Origin of the sequence: Paenibacillus sp. SAFN-117 (genome assembly GCF_051966115.1) — a bacterium.
Taxonomy (GTDB): Bacteria; Bacillota; Bacilli; order Paenibacillales; family NBRC-103111; genus Paenibacillus_L; species Paenibacillus_L residui.
The window spans coordinates 38,293-55,757 of the sequence record NZ_JBQCLK010000019.1; the positions used below are offsets into that span (position 1 = coordinate 38,293).

Below are 17,465 nucleotides of genomic sequence, written 5' to 3' on the forward strand. Positions count from 1 at the left end.
AAGTATTCTGTCTTTTTCCGGAAAATCCTTCTTGAAATTCAATTTATATCTATAAATGGCAATAAAAAAGCCCCTGCACTTTAGAACTAAAGTACTGGGGCTTTCGCCTGCATCTATTCTACGGCTCTATCGACACGTCATGGAATTGCATAATGCCGCTCGGATGTCTCCAGTAGCCCTTCACCTTCTTGCTTACCCCGTCCAAATATTCCTGATGGTGAATGTACAGCATAGGAGCCAATTCGACGAGCTTCTCCTGTACTCGCTTATAAATTGCTTTGCGTTTCTCCGGATCGTTCTCCTTGCGTCCTTCATCCAGCAGCTTGTCGAGCTCCGCATCCTTCGTGAAGGTCCGGTTCCCTGGCTCGCCCGCATTAGCGGAATGGAATACGAGGTACAATCCGTAATCGGCGTCGGCCGTCACCGTAGACCAGCCGAGCACGAACATATCATGCTTTCCTTCGGCCGTCTGGGACAAATAAGCGCCCCATTCCATCACTTCGATCTTCACATCCACATTCAGCTCTTTCAGCTTCGCCTGCACATATTCCGCAACTTTAATCCGTTCCTGATTGTCATTCGTCCAGATCGTGGTAGAGAAACCGTTCTCGTATCCCGCTTCCTTCATTAGCTCCTTGGCTTTATCCAAGTTATACTCTATCGGTTTGACAGACGGGTCATAGCCGAACACATCCGGGGCTAGCGGTCCGACCGCGGGAATTCCCGTTCCTTCGTAAATGCCGGAGATCACTTCATCCTTGTTAATAGCCATGGATAGAGCCTGGCGCACGCGAACGTCATTGAACGGCTCCTTCTCCGTATTAAAGCCAATATATGACAGGCTGAGCGATGCTTGACGGTTCAGATAAGCGCCATCCAGTCCTTCCACTCGGGCGATGCTGCTCGGTGATACAGGCTCAATAATATGCGCGTATCCCGTCTCCAGCTCCGCTATGCGCGTGCCGTTCTCGCTGACCACTTTGAAGGTTATACTGTCTATCTTCGCTTTATTCCCCCAGTGGTCATCATTCTTGACCAGCTTCAATTCCTGCCCGGGTTCCCAGGAGTCCAGCTTGAAAGTCCCCGTTCCTGCCGGATTCTGGGACAGCCAGGCTCCGGCCTTCTCGCCGGCGTTCACTTTCTCGTAGTCTTTCTTGATGGCTTCGGCGCTGACGATCCCTACTCCGGGGTGGGCCAGGTGGGCTAGCAGGGGAGAATAGGGATAGTCGGTAACGAGTTGCAGCGTGTATTCGTCAACGACGGTAATTTCCTTGATCATATTTACCAATGAAGCCCTCGGGGAAGCCGTCTTGGGGTCCAGCAGCCGGTCCAGATTAGCCTTCGCCACCTCGGCATTGAAGGCCGATCCGTCTGTAAATTTCACGCCTTGGCGAAGCTTGAACTCCCAGGTTACGTCATCCACCATCTTCCAGCTCTCGGCCAGTCTCGGTTGGATGTTCAGATCCTTGTCATGCTTAACCAGCGTGTCATAAATATGGGAGGACGCAATGCTGGTTTGCTGATCGGTCGACATATGAGGGTCTAAAGTAGGAGGTTCGGATAGCCAGGCCACAATGAGATCCCCGGTACCGCCGCCGCCACTTGGCGGATCCTTGCTCTTGTCCTCATTCCCGGGACTTGGGCTTGGACTTGGAGAGCTTGTGCTTCCTTTGTTTTCCTCCGGAGGCTTCTCCTCGGTCGTACCGCTGCTTTCGCTGCATGCCGGTATAAGCAGCAGGATCATCGCGAGCATAAGCGGAACGAACCATTTTAACCTTGTTCTGTGAATCAACACTTAACACACCCCTCTCGATCAAAAGATAAATATTTTTTTCGTACTTAACATATATTTGAGTAATTCCAATTTATTCTAGGATTCTACTTAAACGGGCGGATAATTATTTGTAGAAAGGATGAATTCCACATGCGAAACGGGGCAGGAGCAGCGGATAACGCACCAGGACGCAGCCGGACTCCGGCACGCGGATGGGGGAGGTTGTACAGACAATTACGGCAAAACACAGCGGCGCTGTGGGGAGGTTACTTTCTTCTTTTTATCATTCTCGTTGCTATCTTCGGTCCTTACCTTACCCAGCATGATCCGACCATCGTCGACTATTCCTCCAAGCTGTTGAAGCCGTCCGCAGACCATTGGTTCGGAACGGACCATAACGGCAGGGATATCTTCACGAGGATTATCCATGGAACGCGGATCACCCTGACGATCGGCTTCATCGCAGCCCTCCTCGGTGCAGTCTTCGGAATCGTTCTCGGTGTCCTCTCCGGTTATTATGGGGGAATATGGGATTCTATCATCATGCGCATCTGCGATATTCTGCTGGCGTTCCCCGGTCTGCTGTTGGCTCTGGCGATTGTAAGCGCTCTCGGAAAGAGTCTGTTCAATGTCATCATTGCGGTCAGCATCTTCTCGATTCCGACCTTCGCCCGGATCGTGCGGGGATCGACGCTGGCGGTTCGCAAGCTGGAATACATCGATGCCATGCGGGCTCTTGGTTCGAGCGACAGCCGCATTATTTTCAAGCATATCTTGCCGAATATTACTTCTCCCATCATCGTCCAGGCCACTCTCCGCATCGCGATTGCGATTCTGACTGCCAGCGGGCTGTCCTTCCTCGGGCTTGGGGCGCAGCCGCCGACGCCGGAATGGGGGGCAATGCTGAACGATGGGCGCGAATACATTGTGGAGCATCCTCATGTTGCCCTCTTCCCCGGACTGTCCATCGTCTTTGTGGTCCTTGCGTTCAATCTGTTGGGCGACGGACTGCGGGACGTGCTCGACCCGAAAATGAAGAAGTGACCGGAGTCATCAATTCACTTGCAAAGGAGCCGGCGCCATGTTCATATATATTATCCGGAGACTGATTCAAACTGTCCCCGTCATTATCGGGGTAACGATTATCGTCTTCCTCCTCATGCATCTCATTCCCGGAGATGCCGCTCAAGTCATTGTCGGAGAAGGCGCTCCCAAGGAGAAGGTGGAGCAGATTCGGGAGAGCCTCGGCCTGAACGATCCGCTGCACGTGCAGTATTGGAATTACGCCGGCAAGCTGATCCAGGGGGATCTCGGAGTCTCTATTCGCAGCAGCCGTCCTATCGCTGAGGAAATTTTCAAGAGCCGCTTCTGGATTACGGTGGAGCTTGCCTTGTACAGTACGATACTGGCTGTTTTCCTCGGATTGACTGCAGGCATTATTTCCGCCGTTTACAAAAATTCTCCCTCCGATATCGGCGTCATGCTCGTTGCCTTGTTTGGGGTATCGATGCCGAATTTTTGGCTCGGACTGATGCTGATTCAATACTTCGCCGTCGATCTAGGCTGGTTCCGTCCTTCCGGCTGGGGAACCTGGGGACAGACCGTGCTTCCGGTCATTACGCTGGGCACCGGCGGCGCAGCGATTATTGCCCGCATGACCCGTTCCAGCATGCTGGAGGTGCTGAATCAGGATTATATTCGCACAGCCCTCGCGAAGGGGGTGCGAGAGCGCGCTGTTATATACCGGCACGCTCTGAAAAATGCGATGATCCCCGTCATTACGGTCATCGGCCTTGAGTTCGGCGGCTTGCTGGGCGGAGCGGTGCTGACGGAAACCGTCTTCGCCGTCAACGGAATCGGCCGCTATGTCATCGATTCGATCCGGGCGCGGGATTTTCCAGTGGTTCAGGCTACCATCCTGATCATCTCTTTAACTTTCGTGCTTGTAAATTTGTTAGTGGACATCTCCTACAAATATTTTAATAAACGAATTGATTTGGATTAATCCGATACTTCCGAGAGAGGAGCGAGGAAGGATGAACACGAAGCAGCCGCTGCTGGAAATCAACAACCTGCGAACTTCCTTTTTCACGGAACACGGTGAGGTCAAAGCGGTGGACGGCGTCAGCCTTACTATCGATAAAGGCAAAGTGTTGGGCATTGTCGGCGAGTCAGGCTCGGGGAAAAGCATTTTGTCGCTGTCGATTTTGCGCCTGATTTCCCATCCCGGCCGCATTATCGGCGGTGAAATCAAATACAACGGGGATAATTTGCTGGACAAAACCGGCAGGCAGATGCGCCACATCCGGGGGAATCAAATATCGATGATCTTTCAGGAGCCGATGACGTCGCTGAATCCCGTCTTTACCGTCGGCCAGCAGATCTCGGAGGTATACCGGATTCATGAGCAGCTGGGGAAGCGTCAGGCGATGGACAAAGCGGTCGAGATGCTGCGCCTCGTCGGAATCCCTTCTCCCGAGAAGAGAGTGAAGCAGTACCCTTTCCAGTTATCCGGAGGCATGCGGCAGCGGGTAATGATTGCGATAGCGCTGGCCTGCAATCCCGATCTGCTCATCGCCGATGAACCGACAACAGCGCTGGACGTAACGATCCAGGCGCAAATTCTGGATCTGATCCGGGATCTGCAGCGCAGACTGCACATGTCGGTGCTATTCATTACCCATGATCTCGGCGTCGTGGCGGAGACATGTGACGATGTTGCCGTCATGTATTGCGGACAGATCGTGGAATATACGGATGTGGTTACGCTGTTCCGGGAGCCGAAGCACCCGTATACGGTAGGACTGATGAATTCGCTGCCCCGCCATGACGTCGAGCAGCAGGAGCTTGTGCCGATTGCCGGCTCCGTCCCAAGCCCCTATGAACCGCTGGCCGGATGCCGGTTTGCGCCGCGCTGTCCCTATGCGCAGGAGCGGTGCCGCGAAGCTCAGCCGGAGCTGAACGAGGTAGGGGGCAACCATAAGGTACGCTGCTGGATATATACCGAGCATTAGGGAGATGAAGCCGGAGGTGAAAGTGACGATATGAGCAAAACCCTTCTGACCGTAAATCGGCTGAAGCAGTATTTCCCGATTAAGGGAGGCATCTTCGGACGGACGCTCAACTATGTCAAAGCCGTAGACGACATCTCCTTCACCGTTCGTGAAGGGGAGACCGTTAGCCTCGTCGGGGAATCGGGCTGCGGCAAATCGACGACCGGACGCGCCATTCTGCGCCTGGATGAACCGACCTCGGGGGAGATTCTGTTCGACGGCGTCAATCTGCTTACGCTCAATAAGAAAGCCATGAACCGCAAGCGCAAAGACATCCAGGTCATTTTCCAGGACCCGTATGCCTCCCTCAACCCGAGGAAAACCGCCGTGCAGGTGCTGGAGGAGGCGATGGAAATCCAAAATGTCGTGCCCAAGGAACGCCGGCGGGAGCGGGCCATCGAGCTGCTGGAAACCGTGGGGCTCTCCTCCCATCAGGCAGACCGTTATCCGCATGAATTCAGCGGGGGACAGCGTCAGCGAATCGGCATCGCCCGGGCGCTGTCGGTCAACCCGAAGCTGATCATCTGCGACGAAGCCGTATCCGCCCTGGATGTGTCCATCCAGGCCCAGGTGCTCAATCTGCTGCAGGCGCTGCAGCGGGAATTCAAGCTGACCTATCTGTTCATCTCGCATGATCTGGGGGTCGTGCGCCATATTTCCGACCGGATCATTGTCATGTATCTGGGAACGATCGTTGAAATCGCCGATACGGCCACCTTATTCCGTCAGCCGCGGCACCCGTATACCCGCGCTCTGTTGTCCGCCATTCCGACTCTGAATCCGGAACGCAAGGCGGAGCGCATTCTGTTGAAGGGGGACGTGCCTTCTCCGATCGATCCTCCGTCAGGCTGCCGGTTCCATACCCGCTGCAGGTATGCCAGCGACCGCTGCCGTTCCGAGGCTCCCGAGATGCGATCCGTTCCGGGCGAAATCGGCCACCAGGTGGCTTGCCTTCATTTTGAAGAAATAGATGCTGCCGACTAATCTGTTGCTCTAGAACGGACGAACCGCTTCGTGCGGGCTGAATCCTTGGCGTCGGGTTCTCAACAAATGAGAGGTTATCCGTTAATTGTACGGCCCCATTTTCCGTTAGTTGAAAAATGCTTGTATGTATTTCTCTGATTCCATTCGACTGCTGAACCTTCCCGAAGTATATTCCGTGATGACCCTATTCCAGAATTGCTGTGCGGGAATATTCCTTTCCAATTGAGTAACTTCCCAGCGCCCTCTATGCATATCGAACACTTTCATGGCAGCATGTTTGCCTAGCCCTAATCTCCGATACTTTTTCATTATGAAAAACTCGGCCATTGAAAAATGAGGAGTGTCGCTGGAATCGATATATCGAACCAATATAAATCCGACATTCTTTCCGTCCCTCTTTATAAAATAAGGAAAACGGTGTTCTACACTAATCCAATAGTCGTCTAAATACGGATACTCTCCAAATAGACCATTGTCTTCAACATCGCAATCCATGAACTCGGAAAAATCGTACAAGTAAAGCTGCATTAGATTGTTAAGTATCGGTTTCTCTTCTATCGGCACTTTTACAATATTCAGCTCCAGCCTGAACACCTGCTTTCTGTAATCCTGAATTGAGTATATCAGTTCCCTTCATTAAACGTCCGGCAAAAAATAATTATAAATAAACCTGCCGCTGAAATTGGGCTGTCCCGTCACGCTTACTGACATAGCCAAACCTAAAGAAAATTTACGGTCATATGTTTGCATTCTATCCGCCGTTTTCTTACAATGAAGATGGAAACAATTTTAAAATAACCCTGCAAAGTGACGGTCAGCCTTCGAAGCGTATTCCGGATACTTTGCGGGGAGCCCTGTAATACCCCACAAAGTGACACGTAACCTTCGAAGTATAATCCGAGTACTTTGCGGGGAGCCCTGTAATACCCCACAAAGTGACGGTCAGCCTTCGAAGCGTATTCCGGATACTTTGCGGGGAGCCCCGGAACTTACAAATTCTGTACTATGAACAAAGGAGTGACGAAGATGTACCGGAAAATTGACGACTTTATTGCAGATTGGAATGTACAGACGGCGGGCACGCTACGGGTGATCGAAGCGATTTCCGACGACAAGCTTGGACAGGCTATCGTGGAAGGACACAGCACACTTGGCTGGCTGGGTTGGCATTTGGCGACGAGCCCGGCGTTCTTTACAGGCTTGGTCGGTGTTAAAGTACAGCCTGCAGGGACGCGGGATGGTGTGCCTGACAAGGTGAGCGAAATTGTCGAGGCCTATCGCCGTATGGCCGCGGATGTGCAGGAAGGGGTCCAAAACGCGCTGACGGACGATATGCTGGCTGAAACGGTGTCTGCTATGGGTAGGGAAATGGCCCGCGGAAAGCTGCTCCACACACTGATCGCCCATGATACGCACCATCGCGGCCAGATGACTGTACTGCTTCGTCAAGCCGGGCTTACCGTGCCGGGAGTCATGGGGCCGACGAAGGAACAAATGGGATAAGCAACTATTCTTGAATTTACTATACAAGTATATTAAAACAAGCCGGAAGCGATTCGCTTTCCGGCTTGTTTGCTGTAACGGGATGTTATAAAAGCAGGGTTTTCAGAACCGGCTCGAGTGCATCCGCCATTCGCAGAAAACCAAGATCTGTCGGATGTTGGCCGTCTACCGTACATTCGAAGAAATCTTCGCCCAATGTTTTGGAGCCGTCGAAGAAATAAATATTCAAGTCCCCTTGCTCCCGCAGCTCGTTAACGAGAGACTGCTCGAATTGTTTGCGTTCCATTCTCATTTGATATAAATGCGGTGTCAGCTCCTCACGAGCGTAACGGATACGAGACACGACCAGGATCGGTGTGACCGGATGGGCTTCTCTATAAATACGAATAAATTCCGGAAGGGTCTTGCGGAATAGTTCGGTGCTAACGCAGTTACCTTCATAATCAACAACAAGACATGCCGGATCGTTAATCTGCGATATGATTTCGGCGAGCTCCGGTTCCCCCTTGCCGCTACCCGAGAAACCGAGATTAATGAATTCCAATGGAATCCTGCGGCTCAAGATATTGGAGTAGGCCATGCCAGGACGCGAAGCGCAGCCGCCTTGAGTGACCGATGTTCCATAGATGATGATTTTCTTCCCGGAAGCGTAGCCGGGCGGGGCCATCACCGAGGCTCCCTCATCCAATCCGATCCAGATCTCTTCCACCCCTTGATACAGCGGCAGGTTCAGCACCAAATTGCGCATCGTCGGTTCCCAACCGGTATACAAGGCACATTCATACTCTATGAGAGTATGATCATACCTGGTTGTATTGACATACCTCCAGCGAGCGTTGGTATCAGGAGCGCTCACATAACAATCGACACCGCATTGCCCGGTTGCAGGCATATGGGCCATGCCGGCTATCCCTCTCAGCTTCACTCTGACCGATAGGGAGGAGGAATCCGATTGGAACCGGATTTGCCCTCCTGCCGTATGATTGGCCAAATGATCGACCGCCTGGGGAATCGCTTGAGCCGGTGAAGTTGGCAATCGGCGATATTTTCTTTCCTGCGCAAACCAAGCGAGACCGGATACTTGAAAAGGCTCCTCTAAAGGCGAATACCAGCGAATGGCGCCATCGAACTGTTCATTCGGGCGCATGTGGAAGTCGTATCTTTCCAACGAATTCACAATACCATTCCTTTCGGCGGACAGTCGGGTATTAATCTAGCAAGAATAAATAACTTGACTATATTATCCTAATATGAACCCGATTTTACCATATTTCATATGGTTTTAATTGTCAACAAGTATGTAATAGGAATCCGCCTGAAGGCGCCCTGCCAGCCCCGAATCGCGCGAGACTTCCAGCGCGCGGTGTATGGCGTCACATGACGGTGATCAGCCACATGCCGCAGACATCCTCGATAGCCTCCGGACCACACGAGACTCTCAGTGCGCGGTATATGGCGTCGCATGACGGTGGTCAACCACATCCGCAGACATCCCGATAAGCCTCTCTTGGACGATCCCGGACGCCCCCCAGACATCCTCGATAGCCTCCGACTGCCCCGGAAGCAGCCCAGATATCCTCGACCGTTTCCTGGAAGATCCTTCGCATCCTCCCGATATCTCCACTAGATAACTAAATGGATTTCATCCAGTTAGTTTCCCATTCTAGGGCGAAATACGAAAACTAAATGGAAAACCTCCATCTAGTTTGGGCAAATTAGGCGATATCTCCTGAATTCATCCAATCTAACTGTAGTTTTTCCATTTAGTTGAGCCACTTTCTGCAATTTACTTGAAATTACCTGTATAAAATACAGTTAGCCCCCCGTGCCGTCGCACGGGATCATCGGATGAAAGTAGAGTAAGCCCCCCCATGCCGTCGTACGGGGTCTTCGGATGAAAGTAGAGTAAGACCCCTGTGCCGTCGCACGGGGTCTTCGGATGAAAGCAGGCTAAGCCCCCCATGCCGTTGACGGGATCATCGGATGAAAGCAGGCTAAGCCCCCCATGCCGTCGCACGGGATCATCGGATGAAAGTAGGCTAAGACCCCTGTGCCGTCGCACGGGGTCTTTCGGATGAAAAGAGTAGGCCCCCCGTGCCGTTGACGGGGCCTTCGACGATAAGTGTCAGGCCCCATCTACCACAGACGCGGTCCTTCGGACGATAAGTCGTCAACTCGGCATGATCGCCAAGAACAGACAGCCATGTTGATACTACTGTCCACGGCTCTCCGCATCATCCCTTCCGAAGCCCATCCGTTGTAAATAGCAGATCAGCCTTCCATCCCGGCCGTAATCATCCAGGTCACCTGATATTTATCGACAACCTCCCCGTAAAACACGCCGAAAGGCTGCATTTCCAAAGGATATTTGACTGTACCGCCTTCGGAAAGCTTTGTGAATGCTTCAACGGCTTCGGCTTCCGGACCGAACTCCACGCTTAGTGCGATGTCGTTTCCTTGCTTTAAGGGTTCCATCGTGTCGGCGATAAAGATATAATTGTCTCCTGCAATTGAGAAACACATATGCATGACTTTATCCTTGAATTCGTTCTGCGTTCCCATTGCCTGTTCATGTGTTGTCACGGACAAGATTCGCCCTCCGAACACTTGCGTATAAAACTCGGCCTGGGCAATTGCGTCTTCTGACAGAATATAAGGCTTTAGCTTTGCCATCTTCAACAACCTTTCTAAATGGATTAAATCTTTAGCTTAAAAACAATATTATAATAATTCATACTCCTGTATTTCTTATGGATTGCTGTTTTCGATGATTGAGTTGATTCTCAAAAGATAGCCATCGAAAAGCGGATTGCGAATGGAAGTCAACAACCGATTTTATTCTTCTGAAGGTAGTCTTTCCTTTTGCCTCAATATAAGCTGTAACTGCTATGATCTATCTGCTAATAAAATTGTCTTCCTTTTTATGGCGGATATGTTATAATTCTAGCCAATCAAGCAGGGCACAGGACCGTCTTGAAGCTGTGTGAATGATCTTTTCAAAAAGCGAACGCAACCGCTCGAAGTATGAGAGAATTCGCCGGGATCAAAAATGGCAATGTTAAGGCAGCTTGCAGGTACCGCCAATCAAGAAGAGACTCTGTATGGAAGGAAGAGCGTGATTGGGAACCCCTCTAAGTACCGTGGATTGGATGGAGAAGAACAAAAGGCTGGATGAGCTATTAACCCAAGAAGATGCCTTAACCGTGCATTCGATGAATCAAGGATTTGAAGCGGAAGTCGTTAGGATAAACTCACATGATGATAGCTATGTCCTGAAAATATGGAACAGGAGCTCCAAGCCGGATGTCCGTTTTCAATTTCGGCTGCTGAATGTTCTTTATGCACGGGGACTATCTGTGTCTGAACCGCTGGGGTGGGGGATAAATCCGGATGGCGAGCAGGTTTTGTTAACCTCCTTCGACGGCACGCCCCTTCATAAGGTGAATGCGAAAATAATGGCCCGTTTGGCGGGCATTTTAGCTGGAATACATCAAATCGGCATGGAAGAGATGGGAAATCTGCAGCTTCCCAGGTATGATTTTATCCATTACTTTTTTTCCGGAGTAGGCGAACACTCAGACCTGAGCCAAGCATTAAATGCTCTTGTTGAAATAACCCCAATCAAGCAGGACCGTATTATTCACGGTGATCTTCACCTGATGAACATTCTGGAGAACAACGGCCGATACACCGTCATAGATTGGACGAACGGGCAATTGGGAGACCCCAGATATGATTTTGCTTGGGCGCTTACCCTGCAGAAAATATACATTTCGGAGCGTTATGCGAATCTATTTCGTTCCGCTTATCTAACGATCATTGAGATTCCTCCAGGAGAGCTTGGAGCTTATGAAGCGCTGGCTTGTCTTAGATGGATGCTGCTTAGTAGAAACGGTGGGGCTCCTGCCGGACCTAAAATAATGGAGCGGGTAAGAAGTTTGGTTGCAAACCATTCCGTTCTTAAAGGGTTGGAGTTTAGTGGTATTTCGACATTATAAAATATATGGATAAATTCTCCTGACGATTTGATTTTTCTATTTTTCTATCTTAATGTACATATAAACGATAAGTGCAAAACAGGAGGAAATTGTAATGATGACAACAAATTAACGTAATGCTTCTTCCTTTGCCGGCAACGCCCGCGGTCCTCCATAGAAGTATGCCTGTATATTCAAAATAAACCTAAACTATGGAGGGATTGGAAATGAGTAAACCGGTAATGAATGTTGCGTTGGTATGCGGACCGGATAGTGATATGGAAACGCAGGCCATCAGAGCGACTCTCGAATGTTTTGGCGCAAGAGTATTTACTTATTGGATTGGCCGGCCGAATGATTTGATCTCCGTACTATCAGGCGAAGATCTCTATGCGGATACCGACATGATTATTCTCAGTTTCCACGGCGATGAAGGCAAGCTTCTCATGCCGGAATTGGGTGAGAGCGTCTATGAAGAAGGAGAGCCGCGGGGAGACTTTGGTCCGGAAGAGGTGCTGCGCTATGCGAAGCTGGACGGGAAAATCGTCTTTGGCAATGGCTGCTCACTAGGTGACCGGGCATTGGCCGAAGCATTCCTGGAGCGCGGCTGCCGGATCTATATCGGCCCGGATGATTATCCGGACGGCAGTTCGGCTCTTATGTTCATGCTGCGGCTTTTCTATGAAATGATTCAGAACGGGAAGAGCGTAAGAGAGGCTTACGAGCTTGCCTCGGCTATGGATGAAGAAGTATCTATGTACCAAATCTATGAAAGCTCTGTGGATGACTGAGACATCCGATGCAGCCACGCGTGTGTAACTAAGAGGGGAGTTGGTTCCCCTCTTTTTCCGTTCGGGAAGGGGTGCGGAGGCCGTTATGCAGCGGCAAATTTCACGAGCTACATGGTTGAATCGATGTTTGATTCCAAAAGGGATGGCAACTCAAAGGAGGGATCGCTATGGAGACCGTATGTCTGGTGAAGCCGAGTATGGAATATCGCGATGAATATCTCGATTTTTATAAGGATTGGCAATCTGGCGGCGAACCTATGGTTCCGTGGGTGATACGCAGAGATCCATCGGACTTTGAAGGGATGCTCCAATTTCTGCTTGAGAATGAAAAACAGGAGAATCCCCCTGACCATTGGGTTCCGAGCTCAACCTATTGGCTAGTGTCCGACAATAAGAAGGTGATAGGGGCTGTTAATATCAGACACGGCTTAACGGAGAAGTTACTCCATCGCGGCGGCCACATTGGTTACGGGATTCGTCCGTCGGAGAGAAGGAAGGGTTATGCGACCGTATTACTGTTCCTGGCCCTGGAGAAAGCTAAAGAGCTTGGCATTAAGCAAGCCCTTGTCGTATGTGATGAGGGGAATATAGCTTCCGAGAAAACGATACTCAAAAACGGCGGAATCCCGGACTTCAGCTTTACGGAGGAAGATGGCAATGTCATCAAAAGATTTTGGATAGAAATCGGATCATAGGTAAGATCAAGATCGACCCGGAGTTTAACAGCGGGGGAAGCCTCTTCGTTGCCGTTGGCAATCCTATTAAATTCAGCGTAGGTTCTCGCCTACATCACGCGGTACAAGTAAATAACAGATTTCAACTATATTTTCCGAAGTCCCCTATTTCCTTTTGAGTTAGAGTATCGATCACTTTTTTTGATGGCCATGAAAACAAAATAATCTTCGATTTCCCAAACCTTAACTCCGCCAAAGATGGAAATCAGTTTGTTTCTGTACCACTCTTTTCTCTTGGTCACCATATACATCCTGCCCTCTAGAGCGAGCCGGTTAAATCCTTTTTCGATAAACATTTTTGGCACGGCAAAATCGGCATGATAAGGCGGGTGGCAAATGATTTTGGTAAAGTCATTATGCCGGATACCGGAAAAACCGTCGCTGTGGGCAATGTGTACACCGGAAACCTCATTGGCCGCCGCATTTTCTTTGGCGGTTTCGATAGCCTGTTCATCGTTGTCCACCATAACTACATTTTCTGGACGGACCAGTTTGGCCGCCAATAAGCCCACAACTCCATAACCGCAGCCTAAATCGCATATTTTATCGTCTTTTTCAAATTCAATGACCGACAGCATGGCCAGAGTTCCGTTGTCCACCGTTCGCGGAGAGAAGAGCCCGGCACGAGTCTTCAAATTTTAACTTATCCCCTTGATGGTTGTTGTAATCATTTAAGAAAGTTCCTTTCAGAATATGTCTAATCATAAATCTACAATAATTTCAAAAAAAGCCCAATGGTAATATTGTATTTACAACGAAAAAGTACCATAAGCTTGGGAGAAAGCTGTAAGAAATGTATAAACAATTTGACATTTTGGTTAAAGAGTATTACGATAATCAATGTAAAAACTTTTTTACATTTTCATCGAGGTGATTCCTTACATTGAAGAATAATATCAGGGATATTAGAAAAACGATGAGAATATCCCAGGAGGAGCTCGCAAACAAGTGTGGAGTTACAAGACAAACTATCAACGCCATCGAAAACGATAAGTACGATCCTTCACTTTCCCTTGCTTTTAAATTGGCTATTCATCTCGGAACAAAGGTTGATCAATTATTTATATACGAGGAGGACTCCCTATGAAACTACTGCGTAAGGCGGATGAGATGGAAAGATACCAGAGCGATAAATCGGCAAGGAATGCTTTCGTATTTTTTACCGTGGCCTTATTGGCTTGGTCCTTAACCAACTTCTTTACTGTAGGTAAAACGGGATGGGAATTTACCATCTTATTGGGAGGGAATGTCGTTTTCTTCGGGTCGAGGGTTTTCTACAAGAGAAAAATGCAGTGATCGAGGAGCGGGTCTTGGGATTGGTTGATTTGACCAACCGTTGTTACTATGTTTACAAGGTCTGCACTGGCCGAATCGTACAAAGGAAAATTTCAGTATTGGCATAACTTGAGCAGCCGGTGCGTCAATCTCCGAAAAAAAAACCGGGACAGCCTGAGGAGGCATTCCCGGTTGCATTTCGCTTTCCTTATCGGATACATTCGAATGCACTAAGGCCAGACTATGCGGCAGGCGCTCAAGCGGTTACCTCCGGCCCGCATAGTCGATCTTCGCTTGCGTGGACAGCATGCTTGCCTTGGAAATCAACTCGCGGAAGGTCATTTGTCCGAATTCCGGCACAACCCGTTCGTTCACCCAGCCGGTATCGGCCGAGACGCTGGCCCTGCCGACCGATTGACCGCAGGAGAGCTGATCGATAATTCGCTGCACTTCTTCATCGGATTTCTGCGTAATAATGGCAAATTCGTCTCCGGCATAGCGGCTTATGTAATCGCCCGGTCCGAACAGCGACTTCAGCTTGTTCGAAAATTCACGGATCATGTCGTCACCGACCGGATGCCCGAACCGCTTGTTTACTTCGCCGAAGCGGTTCAGATCGATGAACAGCAGCTGGAAGGACCGACCGCTCGCGAGCAGCTCCTCTCCTATCACATGAATATAGGAGGAACCATACAGCTGTGTTAGCGAATCGTACCATTCGGACAGCCGGGTAGTCAGAGACTCTCGTGTGACGATGCCAACGAGCTCTCCTTGCCGGAGGACAATCAGTCGTTCAATCCTGTTTTGTTCCATCAGCAGAAGCGCATCCCATACGAAAACATGCTCCGGGACGCAGATCGGGTTAGGCGTCATTGCGTCGGCCACGATCCGGTTCGGATGCGCGGTCCGGACGTCTCGAGAGGTAATGATTCCGACAACTTCTCTTGCTTCAACGACGACCAGCGAGCCGATTTTTAGTTCGGACATTAGCTGCGAAGCGTACCATACGCTCTTTCCAAGCGAAACGCTGTGAACCGGCGAAGTCATCACATCGGCCACTTTCAACTCATATCCACCTCCCGATGCACGGCTATCTCGATCTTTAGCTCCGAACGAAGCACCATCGAATCGCTGAGCAGGTTTTCCACCTCCTCCAAAATAATGCCGATGAGCACTTTCTTTTCCAGCATTTGCAACAGCGAGTTACGCACCAGAACGGCTTCCACTCGGGGGTGCTCCAGTTCGATGATGGAGAATTGTTCGGGAGACAGTGCTTCCGCCATACGGCGTGCGGCTTCCGGACCAATCGGCGCCCTTTTTCCGATAATGAGCATGTCCTGCATCGGAGGCATTTCAAATTCGGAAAATTTCAATGAAAGCATAGCTCTTTTGGAATAATTCGTCCTCATGTCCAATGTCATAACTCCCTTAATCTTCGATTGAGCGAAACGAGGTCGGTGGACGACCCGGCAGAGGGCCGGGCTTCGCCAGCAGATAGCCTTGGCCGAAGGGAACGCCTAGCTTGCAGGATTGCCGCAAATCCTCAATCTCTTCGATTCCTTCCAGAATCAGATTAGATTCGTCTCCGCAGAAATCAACGAAGAACTTTAACAATTTTTGCTTCTGTTTGCTGAAGAGCAGGTGCTTGGCAAAGAAACGATCCATCTTGATAAAGTCGGGGCCGATTTCCACGATTCTCTTCAAGGTGGTTGCCCCTTCTCCAACGTCATCGAGCGCAACCAGGAAGCCGCAATCCCGCAGCAGATGGATGTTTCTCAGAAATTGCCCGGTGTCCCAGTCGTCCATCTCCGAGATGGCTTCATTAATTTCGAATACGATATTGTGGGCGTACTTTCCGTACCGCTGCATGAGCTTAAATATGAATCTGGTAAATCGATCCGAAGATAAGGTCGAAGGGAATACGTTCACGAACAGGTGCTGATCGGATTCCACCCTCCCTGGATCAGCAAAGCACGCGGAAATTGCATTATAAATGGAAAGGGTGTCCAGCGTGAACAGCATATTATGTCTTGCAGCGGCCCGGAACAGCCGATCGATTCTTGGTTCCGTTGAGCAGCGGATTAAAGCTTCATAGCCAATCGTCTTGTGGGTATGAAGATGGCAGATCGGCTGGAACTCGTGATATAAATCTTCTTGTTTGATAAGAGCTTGTGTGGATGGCATGACTAATTTCCTTTCCGGATAGAACGACCATTTCGGCAACCCGGCCGCCATAGAAAGCAGATCCTTAGGCCCGTAGGTTTTGCGTCCCAATTTTTCAAGAGGTTTGCGATTATCGTACTGAGCATACCCGTCGAAAGGACCATTAGCAATCCTTTGTACCTATTATCAAATTCGCCATCAAGCGACAGATTCCTACAAAACATGTGTTCTTTTTTCAAAATTTAACCATTCTGCCGTTTTTGTTTGAAAAAATAGTTTGTAAGGCCTATAAAACCTGGCGGCAGGGATTTGTTTTTATGGACTTATAATCGGAAAAAAGAACTTCTGACGCACTATCTCGTTGAGCCGAAGCTTCCTTCCCAAATTATCCAGCATTGAAAGGCAAAAAATACAGCAGGCACGCGATATAATGTTGGAGCGTATGGCAAATCCCCCCTCGCTGCTCGAATTATCCCGTATGATTGGCATTAACGACAACAAATTAAAAATTGGTTTTAAAGAACTATATGGAACGACCGTATTTGGTTATTTGAGGGAAAAGCGTCTAGAAAAAGCCTTGAATCTTATTCGGTCGTATTCTAAAAAATATAATATGAGGAACTTCTCAAGTCTAATAGTTTATCACGAATTGGTTTGGGGGAGGGGTTCACATATCGCCGCTTTTCGTATACTTTACGTTCTCAGGATCAAGCTTTCCAGTCATATCGGCAAGCTTCCGCTGTATGGTTGGCACTTGAATTAAAATATGCACATCAAGGCGTTGAGAAACTGAATAAGGCGGCCACTATTGGTTGGATCGCTTTATTGCTTACAGGATTATTGATGGGATGGATCAACCCGTCACTGTTTCAGATGTTGTGGTTCGACACATCCATTGCTTTGTTCGTAGTTTTCAGCCTTTACTCGGAAATGGTTATCGGACCTAAAATGAAAACTATGCATGAAATGATCAGAACCTGTGAAAGTGAAGAGATTCCGCAACAATATAAAATCTTGTCTAGTAAACTGACTCCTTATGATTGGTTTTGTAAACTACTCGTCGTTGCCATTATCATATTGATGGCGTTAAAACCGTAAATGAAAAGCAGTGGAGCAGGGTAAATGCCCTACGTAAAGTATATAGTTAGTGGGCATATCGTTGAGATACGGAAGAAAAGATTTGTCTCCAGGGTCCTGAATTCACCCGTGCA

Annotated in this window: 19 protein-coding genes, 1 pseudogene and 1 riboswitch; of the genes and pseudogenes, 12 read left to right on the forward strand and 8 right to left on the reverse strand. The window is 49.4% G+C overall.

Translation table 11 applies throughout. The features are described 5' to 3' along the window. Positions 1–118: 118 nt before the first annotated feature. On the reverse strand, positions 119–1,792 hold the full coding sequence (locus tag ACTHRH_RS13815; protein WP_379287888.1) for a glutathione ABC transporter substrate-binding protein: 1,674 nt from the start codon (positions 1,790–1,792) through the stop codon (positions 119–121). Positions 1,793–1,924: 132 nt separating this feature from the next. Here ACTHRH_RS13815 and nikC point away from each other — a divergent pair, with 132 nt between their 5' ends. Genes nikC through ACTHRH_RS13835 form a run of 4 tightly spaced genes read left to right on the forward strand, consistent with a single transcriptional unit; the run spans position 1,925 to position 5,811 of the window. After that, positions 1,925–2,818 carry a nickel transporter permease gene (nikC, locus tag ACTHRH_RS13820; RefSeq protein WP_144936154.1) on the forward strand — a complete coding sequence of 298 codons (894 nt, stop codon included), beginning with the start codon at positions 1,925–1,927 and terminating at the stop codon, positions 2,816–2,818. A 37-nt stretch (positions 2,819–2,855) separates the two neighbouring features. After that, entirely contained in the window at positions 2,856–3,779 is a 924-nt protein-coding gene (locus ACTHRH_RS13825) for an ABC transporter permease (RefSeq protein ID WP_144936152.1), read from the forward strand. A gap of 31 nt (positions 3,780–3,810) precedes the next feature. Beyond that, the gene (locus ACTHRH_RS13830) at positions 3,811–4,788 is read left to right on the forward strand and encodes an ABC transporter ATP-binding protein (protein WP_379287871.1); all 978 of its coding nucleotides are present in this window, start codon (positions 3,811–3,813) and stop codon (positions 4,786–4,788) included. A gap of 30 nt (positions 4,789–4,818) precedes the next feature. Further along, the gene (locus tag ACTHRH_RS13835; RefSeq protein WP_379287869.1) at positions 4,819–5,811 is read left to right on the forward strand and encodes an ABC transporter ATP-binding protein; all 993 of its coding nucleotides are present in this window, start codon (positions 4,819–4,821) and stop codon (positions 5,809–5,811) included. Between the two features lie 105 nt (positions 5,812–5,916). Here ACTHRH_RS13835 and ACTHRH_RS13840 read toward each other — a convergent pair whose 3' ends face one another. After that, a complete protein-coding gene (locus tag ACTHRH_RS13840) occupies positions 5,917–6,405 on the reverse strand; it encodes a GNAT family N-acetyltransferase (RefSeq protein ID WP_379287867.1) in 489 nt (162 codons plus the stop codon). A gap of 432 nt (positions 6,406–6,837) precedes the next feature. Here ACTHRH_RS13840 and ACTHRH_RS13845 point away from each other — a divergent pair, with 432 nt between their 5' ends. Next, on the forward strand, positions 6,838–7,314 hold the full coding sequence (locus tag ACTHRH_RS13845; RefSeq protein WP_144936143.1) for a DinB family protein: 477 nt from the start codon (positions 6,838–6,840) through the stop codon (positions 7,312–7,314). 85 nt (positions 7,315–7,399) lie between these two features. Here the strand turns inward: ACTHRH_RS13845 and ACTHRH_RS13850 are convergent, their stop codons facing one another. Both ACTHRH_RS13850 and ACTHRH_RS13855 read right to left on the reverse strand, forming a co-directional pair. Continuing rightward, complete coding sequence (locus ACTHRH_RS13850) at positions 7,400–8,491, reverse strand: SGNH/GDSL hydrolase family protein (protein ID WP_440416052.1); 1,092 nt, start codon at positions 8,489–8,491, stop codon at positions 7,400–7,402. A gap of 1,094 nt (positions 8,492–9,585) precedes the next feature. Next, the gene (locus tag ACTHRH_RS13855) at positions 9,586–9,987 is read right to left on the reverse strand and encodes a VOC family protein (RefSeq protein WP_150960505.1); all 402 of its coding nucleotides are present in this window, start codon (positions 9,985–9,987) and stop codon (positions 9,586–9,588) included. Positions 9,988–10,433: 446 nt separating this feature from the next. On the opposite strand from ACTHRH_RS13855, the gene ACTHRH_RS13860 reads away from it, so the two are divergent. From ACTHRH_RS13860 to ACTHRH_RS13870, 3 genes are all read left to right on the forward strand, one after another. Then, a complete protein-coding gene (locus ACTHRH_RS13860) occupies positions 10,434–11,312 on the forward strand; it encodes a phosphotransferase family protein (protein WP_379287860.1) in 879 nt (292 codons plus the stop codon). 206 nt (positions 11,313–11,518) lie between these two features. Next, positions 11,519–12,082, forward strand: a complete 564-nt coding sequence (locus tag ACTHRH_RS13865; protein WP_150960507.1) for a delta-aminolevulinic acid dehydratase — start codon at positions 11,519–11,521, stop codon at positions 12,080–12,082. Between the two features lie 167 nt (positions 12,083–12,249). After that, positions 12,250–12,777, forward strand: a complete 528-nt coding sequence (locus tag ACTHRH_RS13870; RefSeq protein WP_379287857.1) for a GNAT family N-acetyltransferase — start codon at positions 12,250–12,252, stop codon at positions 12,775–12,777. 125 nt (positions 12,778–12,902) lie between these two features. Here ACTHRH_RS13870 and ACTHRH_RS13875 read toward each other — a convergent pair whose 3' ends face one another. Beyond that, complete coding sequence (locus ACTHRH_RS13875; RefSeq protein ID WP_150960508.1) at positions 12,903–13,451, reverse strand: class I SAM-dependent methyltransferase; 549 nt, start codon at positions 13,449–13,451, stop codon at positions 12,903–12,905. Positions 13,452–13,699: 248 nt separating this feature from the next. Between ACTHRH_RS13875 and ACTHRH_RS13880 the strand changes: the two genes are divergently transcribed. Both ACTHRH_RS13880 and ACTHRH_RS13885 read left to right on the forward strand, forming a co-directional pair. Next, a complete protein-coding gene (locus ACTHRH_RS13880) occupies positions 13,700–13,903 on the forward strand; it encodes a helix-turn-helix transcriptional regulator (protein ID WP_379287855.1) in 204 nt (67 codons plus the stop codon). Then, a complete protein-coding gene (locus ACTHRH_RS13885; RefSeq protein WP_379287853.1) occupies positions 13,900–14,112 on the forward strand; it encodes a hypothetical protein in 213 nt (70 codons plus the stop codon). The genes ACTHRH_RS13880 and ACTHRH_RS13885 overlap by 4 nt, the downstream gene beginning before the upstream one ends. 243 nt (positions 14,113–14,355) lie before the next feature. On the opposite strand, the gene ACTHRH_RS13890 is transcribed toward ACTHRH_RS13885, so the two are convergent. The 3 genes from ACTHRH_RS13890 to ACTHRH_RS13900 form a co-directional block, all read right to left on the reverse strand. Further along, entirely contained in the window at positions 14,356–15,150 is a 795-nt protein-coding gene (locus ACTHRH_RS13890) for a GGDEF domain-containing protein (protein WP_379287887.1), read from the reverse strand. Positions 15,151–15,152: 2 nt separating this feature from the next. Beyond that, the gene (locus ACTHRH_RS13895) at positions 15,153–15,500 is read right to left on the reverse strand and encodes a hypothetical protein (protein WP_379287886.1); all 348 of its coding nucleotides are present in this window, start codon (positions 15,498–15,500) and stop codon (positions 15,153–15,155) included. Between the two features lie 19 nt (positions 15,501–15,519). Continuing rightward, a complete protein-coding gene (locus ACTHRH_RS13900) occupies positions 15,520–16,326 on the reverse strand; it encodes an EAL domain-containing protein (RefSeq protein ID WP_379287851.1) in 807 nt (268 codons plus the stop codon). Then, a riboswitch (cyclic di-GMP riboswitch) is annotated at positions 16,307–16,393 on the reverse strand. Its footprint overlaps the gene before it by 20 nt. A gap of 264 nt (positions 16,394–16,657) precedes the next feature. Here ACTHRH_RS13900 and ACTHRH_RS13905 point away from each other — a divergent pair. Both ACTHRH_RS13905 and ACTHRH_RS13910 read left to right on the forward strand, forming a co-directional pair. After that, positions 16,658–16,846 (forward strand): annotated as a pseudogene (locus ACTHRH_RS13905) (AraC family transcriptional regulator); the annotation flags it as partial. Between the two features lie 155 nt (positions 16,847–17,001). Then, a complete protein-coding gene (locus ACTHRH_RS13910; RefSeq protein WP_440416057.1) occupies positions 17,002–17,352 on the forward strand; it encodes a DUF2269 family protein in 351 nt (116 codons plus the stop codon). The last annotated feature ends 113 nt before the right edge of the window (positions 17,353–17,465 follow it).

Bases quoted from the DNA above. Each gene is read 5' to 3' on its own strand.
- ACTHRH_RS13845 (WP_144936143.1), top strand. From the start codon at position 6,838: ATGTACCGGAAAATTGACGACTTTATTGCAGATTGGAATGTACAGACG.
- nikC (WP_144936154.1), top strand. From the start codon at position 1,925: ATGCGAAACGGGGCAGGAGCAGCGGATAACGCACCAGGACGCAGCCGG.
- ACTHRH_RS13885 (WP_379287853.1), top strand. From the start codon at position 13,900: ATGAAACTACTGCGTAAGGCGGATGAGATGGAAAGATACCAGAGCGAT.
- ACTHRH_RS13855 (WP_150960505.1), bottom strand. From the start codon at position 9,987: ATGGCAAAGCTAAAGCCTTATATTCTGTCAGAAGACGCAATTGCCCAG.
- ACTHRH_RS13830 (WP_379287871.1), top strand. From the start codon at position 3,811: ATGAACACGAAGCAGCCGCTGCTGGAAATCAACAACCTGCGAACTTCC.
- ACTHRH_RS13825 (WP_144936152.1), top strand. From the start codon at position 2,856: ATGTTCATATATATTATCCGGAGACTGATTCAAACTGTCCCCGTCATT.
- ACTHRH_RS13895 (WP_379287886.1), bottom strand. From the start codon at position 15,500: ATGAGGACGAATTATTCCAAAAGAGCTATGCTTTCATTGAAATTTTCC.
- ACTHRH_RS13900 (WP_379287851.1), bottom strand. From the start codon at position 16,326: ATGGCGGCCGGGTTGCCGAAATGGTCGTTCTATCCGGAAAGGAAATTA.
- ACTHRH_RS13835 (WP_379287869.1), top strand. From the start codon at position 4,819: ATGAGCAAAACCCTTCTGACCGTAAATCGGCTGAAGCAGTATTTCCCG.
- ACTHRH_RS13870 (WP_379287857.1), top strand. From the start codon at position 12,250: ATGGAGACCGTATGTCTGGTGAAGCCGAGTATGGAATATCGCGATGAA.
- ACTHRH_RS13865 (WP_150960507.1), top strand. From the start codon at position 11,519: ATGAGTAAACCGGTAATGAATGTTGCGTTGGTATGCGGACCGGATAGT.